Genomic DNA, 14,708 nt, shown 5'->3' with positions numbered 1-14,708 from the left:
TGAAGCCGCTCCTACACAACCGCTCCCGCGCAAACGGCTGGCGCTCAGCCCGCCGCCTTGCCCGGCAACAACCAGCGCACCGCGAGGATGCCCAGCTCGTAGAGCAGGCACATCGGGATGCCCAGCATGATCATCGAGGTGATGTCCGGCGGCGTGATGATCGCGGCCACCGCGAACGCGCCCACGATGGCGTAGCGCCGCGCGTTGCGCAGCTTGGCGAGATCCACGATGCCCACCGCGGCGAGGATCACCACCGCCACCGGCACCTCGAAACACAGGCCGAAGGCGAAGAACATCAGCATCACGAAATCGAGGTAGTGCGTGATGTCGGTCATCATCTCCACGCCCGCGGGGGTCACCGCGGTGAGGAAGCGGAACGCCGCCGGCAGCACCAGGAAATACGCGAATGCGCAGCCGCAGTAGAACAGCGCCAGCGCGGCGACCAGCAGTGGCCGCGCGAGGCGCTTCTCGTGCTTGTACAGGCCGGGGCTGACGAAGGCCCACAGCTGGTACAGGATCACCGGCATGCTGATGAACAGCGCGGTGTAGAACGCCAGCTTCAGCGGCGTGATGAACGGGCTGGCCACCTCGGTGGCGATCAGGTGCGCGCCCTGCGGCAGGCGTGCCACCAGCGGCGCGGCGAGTTCCGAATACAGCCGGTTCGCGAACGGCACCAGCGCCACCAGCACGAGCAGCACGCAGGCGATCGCCTTGAGCAGGCGCGTGCGCAGCTCGATCAAGTGCGAGAACAGGCCTTGCTGCAGGTCGTCGCCGAGTTCGTCGGGATCAGTGGCCGCCATGCGCGGTCTCCTTCGCGGCCGGCGCGGCGACCGGTTCGCCCAGCGGCAATTCCTGCTGCGCCTCGGGCACGCTCTCCGCGACAGCCGGCTCCGACGTCGCCGCGGTCTTGAGTGTCGAAACCGCTTCGTCGACCGGCTGGCGCACCTGCTGCACGCTGTCCTTGAACCCGGCCTGCGCGGCCTCGGCCTGCGCGGCGGCCTCGCGGGCGGCGCGCTTGATCTCTTCCACTTCCAGTTCGCGCTCCACCTCGGCGCGCACGCTGTCCCAGCCGTTGCGCACGCGGCGCAGCAGCGCGCCCGCGGTGCGCGCCGCGCCGGGCAGTTTCTCGGGGCCGAGCACGATCAGCGCGACGAGCGCGAGCAGCACCAGCTTGCCGAAGCTGATCTCGATCATCGCGCGAACTCCAGACCGCGCTTACTTCGACTCGTGCGAGTCGCGCTGGTCCTGCGTGGCGTTCGCCGACGAGGCCGGCGGCGGATCGGCGCGCAGCTGTTCCTTCGTCTGCTGCGACTCCTTCGCCTTCTCGTCCTCGTCGCCATGCATGGCCTTCTTGAAGCCGCGCACGGCATTGCCGAGGTCCGAGCCGATGTTGCCGATCTTCTTGGTGCCGAAGATCAGCAGCACGATGACCAGGAGCAGGAGCCAATGCCAGATGCTGTCAAAACCCATGATGTTCCTCGAGGCGATCCCGGGCGGAAACGGCTCCGCCCGCGAACTGCCGATCTTCGCACAAGGCGGTCACTTGGAAGTGTACTCTTCCAGCGTATCGCGGAACTTCACCACCGCCGGCGGCACGTTGCTCACGCCGCCCTCGAAGATCCGCCGCGGGGTGATGCCGGGGCCGTACACCGCCGCATTGGCGTCCTGGTCGATCTTCAGCACCGAGCCGTCCAGCGCCACGCCGGCGAACAGGCCGCGCGCGCGCGAGTAGGAATAGATCTCCGCCTTCAGCTGCTGGTCGGTGGCGGCCGAGGCGGTGCGGCCGACCGGGCCGGCCGCGGCCGAGGCGTCGGCACCGATGGTGAATTTGCCGTTGACGATCGAGTCCACGCCGCGCTGGGTGCGGAACACCAGGATCACGTCGGTGGACGACACGCCGATCTGGAAACCCACGCTGCCGCCGCCGAAGGAGATGAAGCTGGGGTTCGACCAGGTGCCGTCCGGGCTCTTCACCGAGATCAGCCCCTCGCCGCGGCGGCCGCCGAACACGAAGCCCACCTTCAACACGTCGGGGATCACCGCGATCGCCTTCGCGTCCTTGAGCAGATCGCTAGGGATCGCCTTGTCCGGCGCCTGCTCGATCTCGTTCAACACGCGCACCGCGTTCTGCGCGCGCTGCTGCGGCGTAACGTCGTCGGCATGCGCGGCCATCGCCGGCAACAGCAGGGCCGCGCCGAGCAGCATGAAGCGATACAGAGATGTCTTCTTGAACATGGGCAGCTCCGTCGTGGGGTGGGGCCATGGAGTGGGGATGGGGCGGTTGTGGCAGACTCGCGGCAGCTTTGCCGCCAGCATCACGATGCCCAGCCACAATCACTATACCGGCCCCGCCGACCTTTCCATCCCTGCAGCGGCGACATCCGTTCAGACAGCGGTGCTGCTGGTCAACCTGGGCACGCCCACGGCGCCCACCGCCAAGGCGCTCAGGCCTTATCTCGCCGAATTCCTGTCCGATCGCCGGGTGATCGATTACCCGCGCTGGAAATGGTGGCCGATCCTGCACGGAGTGATCCTGCGCCTGCGCCCGCGGCGCTCCGCGCATGCCTATGGACGCATCTGGGACGAACGAGGTTCCCCGCTGCGCTGGCACAGCGAGGCGCTGGCACGCGCGCTGCAGGCCGAACTGGGCGGAGGCGTGCGCGTGGCGCTGGCGATGCGCTACGGCGAGCCGGCGGTGGCGAAGACCATCGAGACCTTGCAAAAGGAAGGCGTGCGCCGCCTGCTGGTGCTGCCGCTGTACCCGCAGTATTCGGCCACCTCCACCGGCTCGGTGATCGACGCGGTGGCCGACGCGATGAAGGCGCTGCGCTGGCCACCGGAGCTGCGCTTCATCAACGATTACCACGCCGATCCCGGCCACATCGAGGCACTGGCCGCGAGCATCGAGCGCTGGTGGAGCGAACACGGACGGGGCGACAAGCTGCTGCTTTCCTTCCATGGCATCCCCGAGCGCTATGTGCGCCTCGGCGATCCCTACGCCGAACAGTGCCGCGCCACCACGCGCCTGCTGCGCGAACGGCTGAAGCTCGACGAATCGCAGCTGCTGCTGAGCTTCCAGTCGCGGGTGGGCCGCGAGCGCTGGCTGGAACCCTATACCGACGCCACCGTGCGCCAGCTGGCCGCCGAAGGCGCGCAACGGCTCGACGTGGCCTGCCCCGGCTTCGCGGTGGACTGCCTGGAGACGCTGGAGGAGATCGCGATGCAGAACCGCGATTTCTTCACCGCCGCCGGCGGCGAGAAGCTGCGCTACATCCCTGCGCTCAACGACGGCGCGGAGCAGGCGCACAGCCTGGCCGCGCTGGTACGCCGCCACCTCGCCGGCTGGCCGGTGTGAACGCCCCGCGCGAACGCCGCATCGTCCTGCCCCACCTCACGCTCGCCGCACTGGAATGGGGTGAACCCGAGGCACCGCCGCTCGTCGCCCTGCACGGCTGGCTGGACAATGCCGACAGCTTCGCCCTGCTTGCGCCGCTGCTCGCCCCGCACTGCCGCGTGATCGCGCTGGAACTGCCTGGCCACGGCCACTCGGATCATCTGCCTGCGGGTGCCGGTTACCACTTCCTCGACCATGTGCGTGCCGTGCTGGCCGCGCTCGACGCGCTGGCACTGCCGCGATGCAGCCTGCTCGGCCACTCGCTGGGCGCCGGCATCGCCTCGCTGGTGGCCGCCGCGGCACCGGGGCGGATCGATCACTTGTGGCTGATCGAGGGGCTGGGGCCGCTGGGCGACGACGGCTCGCACACGCTGCAACGCTATCGCGACGCGCTGGCTGCGCCGCCCGCGAACGGCAAGGCGCTGCGCGTGTTCCGCGACGCCGAGCAGGCCGCCCGTGCCCGCGCCGTGGCCAGCGGCCTGGCCGCGGAACTGGCCCGCCCCATCGTGGAGCGTGGCCTGCGGGAAATCGAAGGTGGCTGGCAATGGCGCAGCGATCCGCGCCTCACGCGCCCCACCGCGGTCCGGCTGGCCGAGTCGCAGATCCTGGCCCTGCTCGCCGGTATCGAGGCGCCCACCGCGCTGCTGCTGGCGCAACCCGCCACGCCCTACCTGCCCGCGGCGATGATGGCCGCGCGCGCCGCTTGCGTGCCGCGCATCGCAGTGGAGCACCTGGCCGGCGGCCACCACCTGCAGCTGGAACAGCCGCAGGCGGTGGCGCAATGGCTACTGCGTTACGCCGCTGATTCAGGCCAACACCGCGCCTGATTGCTGTAGGAGCGCACCCTGTGCGCGATGGCTTTGGCCTCGATCAGCGCCGAGGCAATCGCGCACAGGGTGCGCTCCTACACGCTTCGGAAATCAGCCCGAAATCGCCAGCTTCTCCGAGCGGTACAGCTGCGCGGTGACACCCACCGCCACCAGCGCCGCCGCCAAGGTGCCGGCGAGGCACAGCGCGAACTGCTCGCCGCTGACGCCGTCGCCGCGCAGCTGCTGCATGATGCCGAGGTTCTGGCCCAAGAGCGGCACCGCGTACATCCACGCCTGCGCCTTGATCGGCAGGAAGGCCAGCAGCGCGCTGGGGATCAAGGGCACCATCAGCAGCAGCGAGATGTAGGTCTGCGCCTCGCGGTAGCTCTTTGCAAACGCGGCCACCAGGGTCTGCAGCGCAGCCAGCAGCAGCACCAGCGGCAGCATCAGCAGCAGCACGGTGCCGGCGAAGTGCCAGCCCAGGTCCAGCTCCATGCCCAGCTTCTCGGCGGGGATGAAGCGGCCCACCACCGCGAACGCGAGCAGGGTGATTGCGAGGCTGGCCAGCGAGAACGCGCAGATCGCCGCGAGCTTGCCGACGAGGATCTTCCAGCGCGCCACCGGGTTCGCGAACAGCGGTTCCAGCGACTGCCGCTCACGCTCGCCGGCGGTAAGGTCGATCGCGAGGTACATGCCGCCCATGAACAGCGTGATGATGAAGAAGTACGGCAGCATCGCGAACATCAGCACCGCGCGCGACTGCGGCGTGGCCTGGTCGCGCCGGGCCACCTGCACCGGCCACGCCGTGCCCGGCGACAGGCCGCGCGCCACCAGCCGCATCGCGCCCTGCTGGCGGGCGTAGGTTTCCACCAGCCTGCTTACCCGCTCCACCGCGCCGGCGGTGTCGCGCCGCGAGGAGTCGTAGAACAGCTCCACCTGCACCGGCTCGCCCTTGCGCCAGGCCTTGCCGTAGTCGGCGGCGATGCGCAGCGCCACGTCGGCATCCTGCTTGTGCACGGCCAGGCCGGGATCGGCCACCGGCGTATCCGGCACGATGCCGCCCTCCTTCAGCGCGTCGACCAGGTTCGGCGCGTACTGCGCGCCGATCACCGGCACGTGCAGCGGTTGGTCGGCCTTGTCCAGTTCGCGGTTGACCTGCATGCTGACCAGCATCACGAAGATCAGCGGGCCCAGCAGCGGGCCGGTGAGGAAGGCGCTGGTCAGCGTGCGACGGTCGCGCAGGTTCTCGCGCACTTCCTTCAGGAACACGGTGAACGCGGTGCCGGCGCGGCGCGCTTTCGAAGCCATGACGGTACTCATGCGGCGAGGCCCTCCTCGCTGCCGATGATCTTCACGAAGGCATCCTCCAGGTTGGTTTCGCCGGTCTGCGCCCTGAGGGCATCGGGCGTCTCGTCGGCCACCACGCGGCCGCGCGCGATCACCACGATGCGATCGCACAGCGCCGCCACCTCCTGCATGATGTGGCTGGAGAACAGCACGCAGCGCCCCTCGCCCTTGAGCTGCTGCATGAAGCGGCGCAGGCCGCGCGTGGCCATCACGTCGAGGCCATTGGTGGGCTCGTCGAGGATCACGTTGCGCGGGTCGTGGATCAGCGCGCGGGCGATCGCGGTCTTCACCCGCTGGCCCTGCGAGAAGCCCTCGGTGCGGCGATCGAGGATGTCGCGCATTTCCAGCGCGTTTACCAGCGCTTCCTGCCGCGTGCGCAGCACGGCTTCGTCCAGGCCCTGCAGGCGCGCGAAGTATTCGATGTTCTCGCGCGCGGTAAGCCGCTTGTACAGTCCGCGCGCATCCGGCAGCACGCCCAGCGTGCGGCGCACCGCCAGCGGGTCGGCGACGGCGTCGATGCCGTCCACCAGCACCTGGCCGCGGTCCGGCGTCATCAGCGTGTAGAGCATGCGCAACGTGGTGGTCTTGCCGGCGCCGTTGGGGCCCAGCAGGCCGGTGATCTCGCCGTCGCGGGCGGTGAAGCCGACGCCATCGACCGCCTTGACGCTGCCGAAGGCCTTGTGCAGATCCCTGACTTCGATCACGGCTGCTCCCCCCGCTTGAAACAGGTGCCCCGCCTGCCGGTCAGCACGGAAAACGCGACCAGCAAGGGCAGCAGGACCTGGGTGATGACCTGCGGCGCATCCAGCACGGCGGCGGCGATGAAAGCCGCGGCCAACAGCACGGCGCTCGCCGGCACTTGGGGCTTGCTCATGGCGTGGCTCCATTGAAGTCGATGAAGAAGGGTGTGGGTTGCAAGCGGTCGAGGCAGCCCGCGTCCAGCGTCTTCGGGTCGAGGTGCTCGACGAAGTGCTGCACCAGCTGCGGTCCGCAACCGGTCGCCAGCACGCTGTGACCCTGACCCTTGAACAGCAGCACGCGCGCATTCGACAGCGACTTCGCCACTTCCTCGGCATAACGCGGCGGCGTCACCGGGTCGTACTGGCCGGCCAGCAGCAGCACCGGCTTGGCGGTCTTGAGCGGCTGGTGGAAATCCATCGGCCGCGTGCCCTTGGGCCAGACCGAACAGATCGCTTTGTAGGCATCGACCATGTGGTTGCCGAGCAGGGTGTCCGCATCCTGCGGGCGCGCGGTGAGCAGGTCAGCATCCTCGCTACAGATCACCGAGTACGACATGCCGCTGCCGGCGAGGTCGGCCATGTCCACGGTCAACAGCTTGGCCTGGCCCAGCAGCGGGCCCACGTCGCCGTGTGCGGCGGCATCGATCGACAGCGGCAGCAGCGCAGCGGTGGGCGGCGTGTAGGCGAACATGCGCACCACGCTGACCAGCGCGTCCTCGCTCAGCACGCGCTGCACGGTCTGGTAGGTCTCCGGATCGCGGAAGCTGACCGGATGCGGGTTCGCGCGCAGCGCATCGCGCAGCTGCACCAGCGTCTGGTACGGGTGGCCGAAGCGCTGCTTGCAGGCAGTGTCGGCGTCGCAGCGCGCGAACTGCGCCTTCAGCGCGTCGTCGAGGTTCTGCGCGAAATCCTCGCCCAGCACCACGCTGTTTGGCACCGTGCTGTCCAGCACCATGCTGCGCACCGCATCGGGATGGCGCCCGGCGTACTGCTGCGCCACCCGCGTGCCGTAGGAAACGCCGACCAGGTCGAACTCCGGCACGCCCAGCGCGCGGCGCACGTCGTCCAGGTCCTGCACCGCGTCGCTGGTGGTGTAGTAGCGCGGATCGGCATGCGTCTCCACCTGTTTCAGGCAGGCCGCCGCCTCGGCGCGCAGCTTGGCGGGATCGAAGCCGGAGTCGTCGCTCGCCGCACTCTTGTCGTCGCTCTTGCAGTCCAGCGCATTCGAGCCACCGGTGCCGCGCTGGTCCAGCAGCAGGATGTCGCGATGCGCGCGCAGCGGTTCCAGCATGGCGGCGATCGGCCCGGCGTAATCGGTGGCCGCCTGCCCCGGACCGCCGGCGAGGAAGGCCAGCATGTCCGGACTCGCGACCTGCGCGCTGGAACGCAACACCGCCAGCTTCAGGTCAATCCTGCGGCCCTGCGGCTCGGCGCGGTTCTCCGGCACCGCCAGCGTGCCGCACCAGGCCGCGGTGCTCAGGCCGCTGTTCGGCTGGCCCAGGGTGCATGCGGTCAGCGTGAGCGAACCGAGTTTCCAGGTGCGCGGCGGCGCGGGTGTCACCGCGGCGGCGCTCGTCGTCGCGGTGGCCTCCGTCGTCTGCGCGCTCCCGGTTTCCGCCGCGTGATGCGCGCGCCACTGGTTCCAGCCCAGGAAGGCCAGTCCCGCCGCCACGATGGCGATGCGCAAGGCCGTGCGTCCACTCACTCTCATGTGCGATTTCCCCTTGCCATGTCCGTCTCCCGCCGATTCACTCATTCGCCCGGCTCGAAGATCGCCTCGATCGGACGTCCAAACAGCTTCGCGATCTTGAACGCCAGCGGCAGGCTGGGGTCGTATTTGCCCGTTTCGATCGCATTGACCGTCTGCCGCGACACTTCCAGCCGCTCGGCGAGATCCGCCTGCGACCAGCCCTGTTCGCCGCGCAGTTCGCGCACGTGGTTGTTCATGCGCCGCCATGCTCGGCCAGCCGGCGCGCACGCACGCGCCGGCGCCACACCCAGGTGCCCATCGCGATGAAGAACAGCGCCGCGGCGAACATCACCACCGCCGAGCCCGGGCGGTTCTGGTGCCACAGGTACAACCCGAAGACCAGCATCGACAGGCCGATCCCAGCGAAGTACCACGGCACCCAGGCGCTGCCATCCTCGGCGCACACCGAGTCCACGCCGTAGCGGCGCGACACCCACTTGTACGCGCCGCCGTAGCCCACCATCAGCACCGGGAACACCCAGATCAGCACGTCGCCCTTCAACTGCACCACCCCGCCGGCGGACAGGAAACCGCCGACCAGGCTGAGCGCGGACACCAGCGCCGCAGCCACGCCGAGCGCCACCAGGTTCGTGCGCTGCTCCAGCTCGTCGCTGTCGCGGATGCGCCGCCACATCAAGGCGATCACATAGAGCACCGGCAGCACCGGCACCAGCGCCAGCAAGGCCTTCAGCGACAAGCTGCGGGTGGCGTGCAGCAGCGGGTTGGCCGCGAACAGCACGACCATGTAGATCGCCATGCTCAGCATCACCTGCCGTTCGTACCGCTTGTTGTTCATGCGCGACATGCCTGAGCCTCAGAGTGTCTTCAGGAAATCGTCCAGCGCCTGCTGGAATTTCGCCGGCTGGTCGAACATCACGAAATGCCGCGCGGGCGATATCGACACCACCTTCGCGTGCGGCGCATCCGCCAGCAGGCTCTGGTAGTACGCAGTCTTCTGCGCCTCGCTGAGCTGCAGCGGCGGCTTGGCAAAATCCGGCGCGTGGTACGGCGAGATTTCCAGGATCGGCACGTCCGCCTGCTTCAGCAGCGGGCGATAGTCGGCCGCCATGTCCTCGCTCATGTATTCGGCGGTGGCCGCGATGTCGCTGCGTGCGTTCATCGGCGCGTATTGCTCTGCCAGCTTCGGATCGATCACGCCGACGTGTTGCATGTAGGCCAGCGCCGCTGCCTGGAATTGCGCCGGCGTCATTGCCGCCATCTGCGTGCGCGTGCGCTCGGCGATCGCCTGACGTTGCTCCGCGCTCACCCGGTCCATGCCGGGAAAGATCGGCAGGCCATCCACCGCCACCACACCGGAAACCAGTTTTGGGTGCTCGCCCGCGAAGCGCAGCGCCAGCGTGCCGCCCAAGCTGTGGCCGACCAGCACCGGCCGGTCGATGTGGCGCTGCTCGATCAGCTGCAACAGCGAGGTGTCCGCCTGGTCGATCAGCCCGGTCTTGCGCGCCGGCGCCGGCATGCCGTCGAAGCCGGCCAGCGTCACCGCGTAGACCACGTGGTTCTTTTCCAGCCGCGCGATGGTGTCCTTCCACACCCACGGGCCACCCTCCAGGCCCGGGATCAGGATCACCGGCCGGCCCTGCGTGCCGTGCACCTCGAACTTCAGCGTGCCGACCTGGCCGCTGGTGGCGGCCACCGCCGACGCCGTCCAGGCGCTGCCGGCAACCAGCAGCGAAGACGCCAGCAGGACGTGGAACACCGTCTTGACCGTATTGCGCATGGAATCCCCTCCGTATTTGTAAAGCGACCTTTACATGCGCAGCGTAAGTGGCCCTCCGCAGCCTGTCAAGCGTGCTTTACATCTTTCATGGTTAGGGAGGCACCAGACGGGCCCAGCCGCTTCTGCGGACTCGGCGATCCAAGGGCGCTGTGTCATTTATTGACGTCAAGGGGCACAGAAACCGGGCTACCACTCCCTCCGAAGCAGGCGTCTGGAGCTCGATCGCGATTGGACCTCACGCCATCGGGAAAGCCACGGTTCAGCCAGCGGCACCAGTCAGCAGTCTCGATGCCCAACCGCCTCCAGCTGCGGCAAATGGGCCAGTCGCGCGTTTGGAACGTGGAAAATCATCGATTGTCGACCAAATGCACGCATTTGGCGCAAACGTACGGCAAATCGCAATTACTTGCTGGCGTATGACGCTCATGACCTCCACCAAAAATGGCTTGCCGGGACCGTAAAATGGGAAGTGCATCACACTTTGGCCCAGTCTTTGCTCTGCCCCTCCACGACAGCTTGCCTCACCGCCTGTTGGAAGAGTGGCACCGCAAGTCCGCCATGGAACACCGACAAGCTGTTGCAAACCGACCAACACAACTCGCAAACCCAAGGAAACACCATGACCAAGACGCTACTTTCCACCGCCCTCGTCGCCGTCCTCGGCGCGGTGGCTTTCCTGCCGGCGGCCCGTGCAGCGACCGTCAACACCGGCACCATCAACATCAACGGCAAGGTGCTCCAGGACACCTGCACGGTCACCGTCAATGGCGGCGCCGGCAATACCGTGACCCTGACCCCTGTCATGACGTCGAGCCTGGCCGCCAGCGGCACCAAGGCGGGTGCCACCGCGTTCACCCTCAACCTCAGCGGCTGCGATGCCAATGCCACCAAGGCGCAGCTGAGCTTCATAACCGGCACCAACAACGCCGCCGATGGCAACCTCAAGAATGCCACCGGCGCCTCCTACGCCAGCAACGTCGAGGTCCAGTTGCTGGCCGGCGGCACCAGCGGCAGCGCCATCAACGTCGGCAACGACACCAATGCCCCCTTGGTCACGCTCAGCAGCGGTTCGGGCAGCACCAACCTGGCCGCCCAGTACTACGCCACGGGCGCGGCGACGGCCGGCTTGGTCAGCACCAGCGCCAGCATCACCTTTACCTACCAGTAAGCAACGCGGCGTGCTGCAGCCGGAAGCATCCGGCTGCAGCACGGTCTTTGATACCGTCCTCCGCACCCCTGTCCGGAACGGAATACCCCGATGAAAACCCTGCTTTGCGCCACCGGCGCAGCCTTGATAGCGCTCGCCGCCAGCATCAACCCAGCCCACGCCAGCGTGGTGATCGCCGGCACGCGCGTGGTGTTTCCGGCCGCGGCGGGCGAGACCACGGTGCGCCTCACCAACGAAGGCACCCAGCCCGCGCTGGTCGAGGCCTGGATCGACGCCGGCGACCCCGACTCCACCCCCGACACGTCGAAGGTGCCATTCCTGGTCACGCCACCGCTGGCGCGCATGAATCCGGGCAAGGGCCAGAGCCTGCGCATCATCTACACCGGCCAGCCCTTGCCGACCGATCGCGAGTCGCTGTACTGGCTGAACGTGCTGGAGATTCCGCCCAAGCCCAGCACCAAGCCGGGCGAGGGCCAGAACACGCTGCAGTTCGCGGTGCGTTCGCGGCTGAAGCTGTTTTTCCGCCCGGCCAAACTGGCCGGCAATCCGCTCACCGCGGGTGAGCAGCTCGGCTGGAAGGCGATGACCGACGGCGCCGCCGACGCGCTGGAAGTGCGCAACCCCACGCCGTACTACATCACCATCAGCCAGCTCACCCTGCACGTCGGCGCTTCCAGCTACACCGCCGACGGCGGCATGGTGGCGCCGATGGCTTCGCTGCGCCTGACGGTGAAGGGCTTGCACAGCGCACCGAGCGCCGGCAGCGCCATCGACTACACCGTCATCAACGATTTCGGTGGCAGCACCGCGTTCAAGGGCACGGTCTCGCCGTGAATCCCGTGGCGGCCAGCATCCGCATGGCAAGCCGTGGCGAGCGCAGTGCTCGCCAACGGCTGTTGTCGGCCATGATCGGGCTGGCCCTGTGCGGCTGGGGCGGCCACGCCATCGCGGCGGCGATCGGCCCCGGCGCGAACGCCAGCGCCACGAACGCGGAAGCGTCCATCGACGCCAGTTTCGATCGCAGCATGCTTTCGGGCGCCGGCCAGAACACCACCGACCTGTCCCGTTTCGAGCGCGGCAACTTCGTGCCCGCGGGCAACTACAGCGTCGACATCTATCTCAACGACCGCGCGGTCGGCCGCAGCAATGTGCGCTTCGCCGCGCCCACGCCAGAGGCCAGCGCCATACCCTGCATGACGCGGGACCTGCTCGACCGGCTGGGCCTGCATCCCGCCAAGCTGCCGACCGACACGGAAGCCGCATTGGCCAGCGGCACCGGCTGCGTCGAGTTTGGCAAACTGATTCCCGGCGCCAGCCTCGATTTCGACATGGCCGACCTGCGCCTGAATGCCAGCGTGCCGCAGGCCTACCTGGGGCTCGAAGCGCGCGGTTATGTCGACCCGAAGTACTGGGACTCGGGCGTCAATGCCGGCCTGCTCAACTACCGCTTCAACAGCTATCGCACGAACAGCGGCGGACAGTCGCAGGCCTCGTCCTACCTGGGTCTCGACGCGGGAGTGAACCTGGGCCGCTGGCACCTGCGCCACGATTCCGCGCTGAACTGGCAGTCGGGCACGGGCAATGTGCGCGCCAGCCATCGCTGGCAGAACATCGCCACCTACGCCCAGCGCGACATCCCAACATTGCACGCCCAACTCACCGTGGGCGACAGCTTCACCAGCGGCGAGGTGTTCGACAGCTTCGGCCTGCGCGGTGTGCAGCTCGCCACCGACGACCGCATGCTGCCGCAGTCCCAGCGCGGTTATGCGCCGACGGTGCGCGGCGTGGCCGAGAGCAATGCCAAGGTCGTGGTGCGCCAGAACGGCATGATGATCTACCAGACCACGGTGGCGCCCGGCCCGTTCACCATCAACGACCTCTACGCCACCGGCTATGGCGGTGACCTGGAAGTGAGCGTGACCGAAGCCAGCGGCCGCGTGCACAGCTTCGCCGTGCCGTATGCCTCGGTGCCGCAACTGCTGCGCCCGGGCACCACGCGCTTCAGCGTGGCCGCGGGCCAGTTGCGCGAGACCACGATCATGCACAAGCCCGGCGTGGTGCAGGCCACCGTGCAGCACGGTTTCACCAATCTCGTGACCGGCTACGCCGGGGCCGCAGGCGCTACGGGTTATGGCGAGCTGCTGGCGGGCGCTGCGCTGAACACGCGCTACGGCGCGTTCGCCCTGGACGTGACCACGGCGCGCACGCGGATCCCCGGCATGGACACGATGTCCGGCCAGAGCGTGCGGCTGAGCTACAGCAAAACCCTGGCGGAAACCGGCACCGCGCTCACCGTGGCCGCCTACCGCTACTCCACCAGCGGCTACCTCTCGCTGGGCGACGCGATGCGCGCGCGCGACTACGCGCAGCGCAACCTGCCGGTGTTCGCCAACGGGCCGACGCCGACGCCGACCATCAATGGCGTGCCGGTCTCCAGTCTACTCACCCCCGAGCAGCAGGCGGCCTTGGCGGGCCTCGACCCGAACAAGCTGTTCGCACCGGCCGGGGTGGATCGCCAGCGCAACAACTTCACCCTCACCCTCAGTCAGCCGCTGGGCAAGCATGGCGGCTCGCTGTATGTGAGCGGCTCGACCCGCGACTACTGGAACCGCCAGGGCCGCGATACGCAGTACCAGATGGGCTACAACAACTCGTTGGGCCGCATGAGCTACACCGTGTCGGCCAGTCGCGAGCGCGACCTGTTCGGCCGCAACGACAACCGCTTCATGCTCAACCTCAACATCCCGCTGGGTGTCGGCCCGCACAGCCCCAGCCTGAACGCCGGCCTCAGCCACGACAGCGTCGGCGGCAACCAGGCGCAGGCCACGCTGAGCGGCACCGCCGGCGCCGACAACCGCTTCAGCTACGGCGCCACCCTGGCCCACGACAGCGGCAGCAACGGCGCCGCCGGCAGTACCGCCAACGCCAACGCCGGCTACCGCGGCAGCCACATCGAGCTCAATGCCGGTTTCGGCACGGGCAGCGGATATTCGCAGGCTTCGCTGGGCGCGGCAGGCAGCATCGTGGCGTATCCCGGCGGGATCAGCTTCGGGCAGAGCCTGGGCGACACCATAGCCATCGTGCAGGCGCCCGACGCCGCCGGGGCGCGCATCGGCAACGCGATCGGCGTCACCGTGAATCACGCCGGCTACGCGCTGGTGCCCTATCTCACCCCCTACCAGCTCAACACCATCGAGATCGATCCCACCGGCCTGCCGCTGGACGTGCAACTGGACAACACCAGCGCCCAGGTGGCACCGCGCGCGGGGGCGGTGGTGATGGTGAAGTTCAAGACCGAAAGCGGCCGCACGATCATCGTGCAAGCCCACACTCCGAATGGCGAGCCGCTACCATTCGGTGCAGAGGTATCCAACGAGAAAGGAAAAGTTTTGGGTGTGGTGGGCCAGGCGGGACAGATCCTGGTGCGTGGCGTTGGCCGGTCCGGCAACCTGACCGTTCGCTGGCAGGACAACCTCGACAAGCCACAAGCCTGTTCGTTCCCCTATGTGGCGGAGCAGTTAGGCAAAACTGATCGCCACGCCAGCCACTTCGAGAGTCTGAATGCAGTCTGCGTCGCACAACACGCAGGCGCCGACAACGAAAAGGGCTCCTGATGTCCATCCGCTCCATACAAGTCGCTCGTCTGCTGCCGTCCAGGACAGGACGACTGTTCTGCGCATGCATCTTGGTGCTGATCTTCTATTGCCCATCGACCCGGGTTCACGCCCAGCAATGGGCCATGCCATGCAACGCGACGCCGGC

Annotated in this window: 16 protein-coding genes; 5 read left to right on the top strand and 11 right to left on the bottom strand. The window is 68.1% G+C overall.

Features of this window, described 5'->3' with window-relative positions:
* Positions 1–44 precede the first annotated feature (44 nt).
* The 4 genes from tatC to AB7878_RS11145 form a co-directional block, all read right to left on the bottom strand.
* The gene (gene tatC / locus AB7878_RS11160) at positions 45–800 is read right to left on the bottom strand and encodes a twin-arginine translocase subunit TatC (protein ID WP_369494438.1); all 756 of its coding nucleotides are present in this window, start codon (positions 798–800) and stop codon (positions 45–47) included.
* Positions 787–1,194, bottom strand: a complete 408-nt coding sequence (tatB, locus tag AB7878_RS11155; RefSeq protein ID WP_369494437.1) for a Sec-independent protein translocase protein TatB — start codon at positions 1,192–1,194, stop codon at positions 787–789. Before tatB ends, tatC begins: the two co-directional genes overlap by 14 nt.
* A 21-nt stretch (positions 1,195–1,215) precedes the next feature.
* Positions 1,216–1,470, bottom strand: a complete 255-nt coding sequence (gene tatA / locus AB7878_RS11150) for a Sec-independent protein translocase subunit TatA (protein ID WP_369494436.1) — start codon at positions 1,468–1,470, stop codon at positions 1,216–1,218.
* A gap of 69 nt (positions 1,471–1,539) precedes the next feature.
* On the bottom strand, positions 1,540–2,235 hold the full coding sequence (locus AB7878_RS11145; RefSeq protein WP_369494435.1) for a lipid-binding SYLF domain-containing protein: 696 nt from the start codon (positions 2,233–2,235) through the stop codon (positions 1,540–1,542).
* 85 nt (positions 2,236–2,320) lie between these two features.
* Here AB7878_RS11145 and hemH point away from each other — a divergent pair, with 85 nt between their 5' ends.
* Positions 2,321–3,355 carry a ferrochelatase gene (gene hemH, locus AB7878_RS11140; RefSeq protein ID WP_369494434.1) on the top strand — a complete coding sequence of 345 codons (1,035 nt, stop codon included), beginning with the start codon at positions 2,321–2,323 and terminating at the stop codon, positions 3,353–3,355.
* Positions 3,352–4,221: an alpha/beta fold hydrolase gene (locus AB7878_RS11135; protein ID WP_369494433.1), complete on the top strand. Its 870-nt coding sequence runs from the start codon at positions 3,352–3,354 to the stop codon at positions 4,219–4,221. Before hemH ends, AB7878_RS11135 begins: the two co-directional genes overlap by 4 nt.
* 93 nt (positions 4,222–4,314) lie before the next feature.
* Here the strand turns inward: AB7878_RS11135 and AB7878_RS11130 are convergent, their stop codons facing one another.
* From AB7878_RS11130 to AB7878_RS11100, 7 genes are read right to left on the bottom strand one after another with little or no spacing between them, the layout of a single operon-like run.
* The gene (locus AB7878_RS11130) at positions 4,315–5,523 is read right to left on the bottom strand and encodes an ABC transporter permease (protein WP_369494432.1); all 1,209 of its coding nucleotides are present in this window, start codon (positions 5,521–5,523) and stop codon (positions 4,315–4,317) included.
* Entirely contained in the window at positions 5,520–6,254 is a 735-nt protein-coding gene (locus AB7878_RS11125) for an ABC transporter ATP-binding protein (protein ID WP_369494431.1), read from the bottom strand. Before AB7878_RS11125 ends, AB7878_RS11130 begins: the two co-directional genes overlap by 4 nt.
* Positions 6,251–6,424, bottom strand: a complete 174-nt coding sequence (locus AB7878_RS11120) for a hypothetical protein (RefSeq protein ID WP_369494430.1) — start codon at positions 6,422–6,424, stop codon at positions 6,251–6,253. The genes AB7878_RS11125 and AB7878_RS11120 overlap by 4 nt, the downstream gene beginning before the upstream one ends.
* Positions 6,421–8,001 (bottom strand): alpha/beta hydrolase, encoded by a 1,581-nt coding sequence (locus AB7878_RS11115; protein WP_369494429.1) that lies wholly within the window; start codon positions 7,999–8,001, stop codon positions 6,421–6,423. Before AB7878_RS11115 ends, AB7878_RS11120 begins: the two co-directional genes overlap by 4 nt.
* 41 nt (positions 8,002–8,042) lie before the next feature.
* On the bottom strand, positions 8,043–8,237 hold the full coding sequence (locus AB7878_RS11110; protein WP_367854040.1) for a helix-turn-helix transcriptional regulator: 195 nt from the start codon (positions 8,235–8,237) through the stop codon (positions 8,043–8,045).
* Positions 8,234–8,836: a hypothetical protein gene (locus AB7878_RS11105; RefSeq protein ID WP_369494428.1), complete on the bottom strand. Its 603-nt coding sequence runs from the start codon at positions 8,834–8,836 to the stop codon at positions 8,234–8,236. The genes AB7878_RS11110 and AB7878_RS11105 overlap by 4 nt, the downstream gene beginning before the upstream one ends.
* 18 nt (positions 8,837–8,854) lie before the next feature.
* The gene (locus AB7878_RS11100; RefSeq protein WP_369494427.1) at positions 8,855–9,778 is read right to left on the bottom strand and encodes an alpha/beta fold hydrolase; all 924 of its coding nucleotides are present in this window, start codon (positions 9,776–9,778) and stop codon (positions 8,855–8,857) included.
* 619 nt (positions 9,779–10,397) lie between these two features.
* Between AB7878_RS11100 and AB7878_RS11095 the strand changes: the two genes are divergently transcribed.
* The 3 genes from AB7878_RS11095 to AB7878_RS11085 all read left to right on the top strand — a co-directional run bounded on the left by AB7878_RS11095 (position 10,398) and on the right by AB7878_RS11085 (position 14,560).
* Positions 10,398–10,946 (top strand): fimbrial protein, encoded by a 549-nt coding sequence (locus AB7878_RS11095; protein ID WP_369494426.1) that lies wholly within the window; start codon positions 10,398–10,400, stop codon positions 10,944–10,946.
* A gap of 90 nt (positions 10,947–11,036) precedes the next feature.
* Entirely contained in the window at positions 11,037–11,780 is a 744-nt protein-coding gene (locus AB7878_RS11090; protein ID WP_369494425.1) for a fimbrial biogenesis chaperone, read from the top strand.
* A 71-nt stretch (positions 11,781–11,851) separates the two neighbouring features.
* On the top strand, positions 11,852–14,560 hold the full coding sequence (locus AB7878_RS11085) for a fimbria/pilus outer membrane usher protein (RefSeq protein ID WP_369494424.1): 2,709 nt from the start codon (positions 11,852–11,854) through the stop codon (positions 14,558–14,560).
* Positions 14,561–14,708 lie beyond the last annotated feature (148 nt).

The sequence above is a fragment of the Rhodanobacter humi genome, assembly GCF_041107455.1.
Classification (GTDB): Bacteria; Pseudomonadota; Gammaproteobacteria; order Xanthomonadales; family Rhodanobacteraceae; genus Rhodanobacter_A.
Note: the sequence above shows the minus strand (reverse complement) of the source record. Positions and strands in the feature narration are given on the sequence as shown.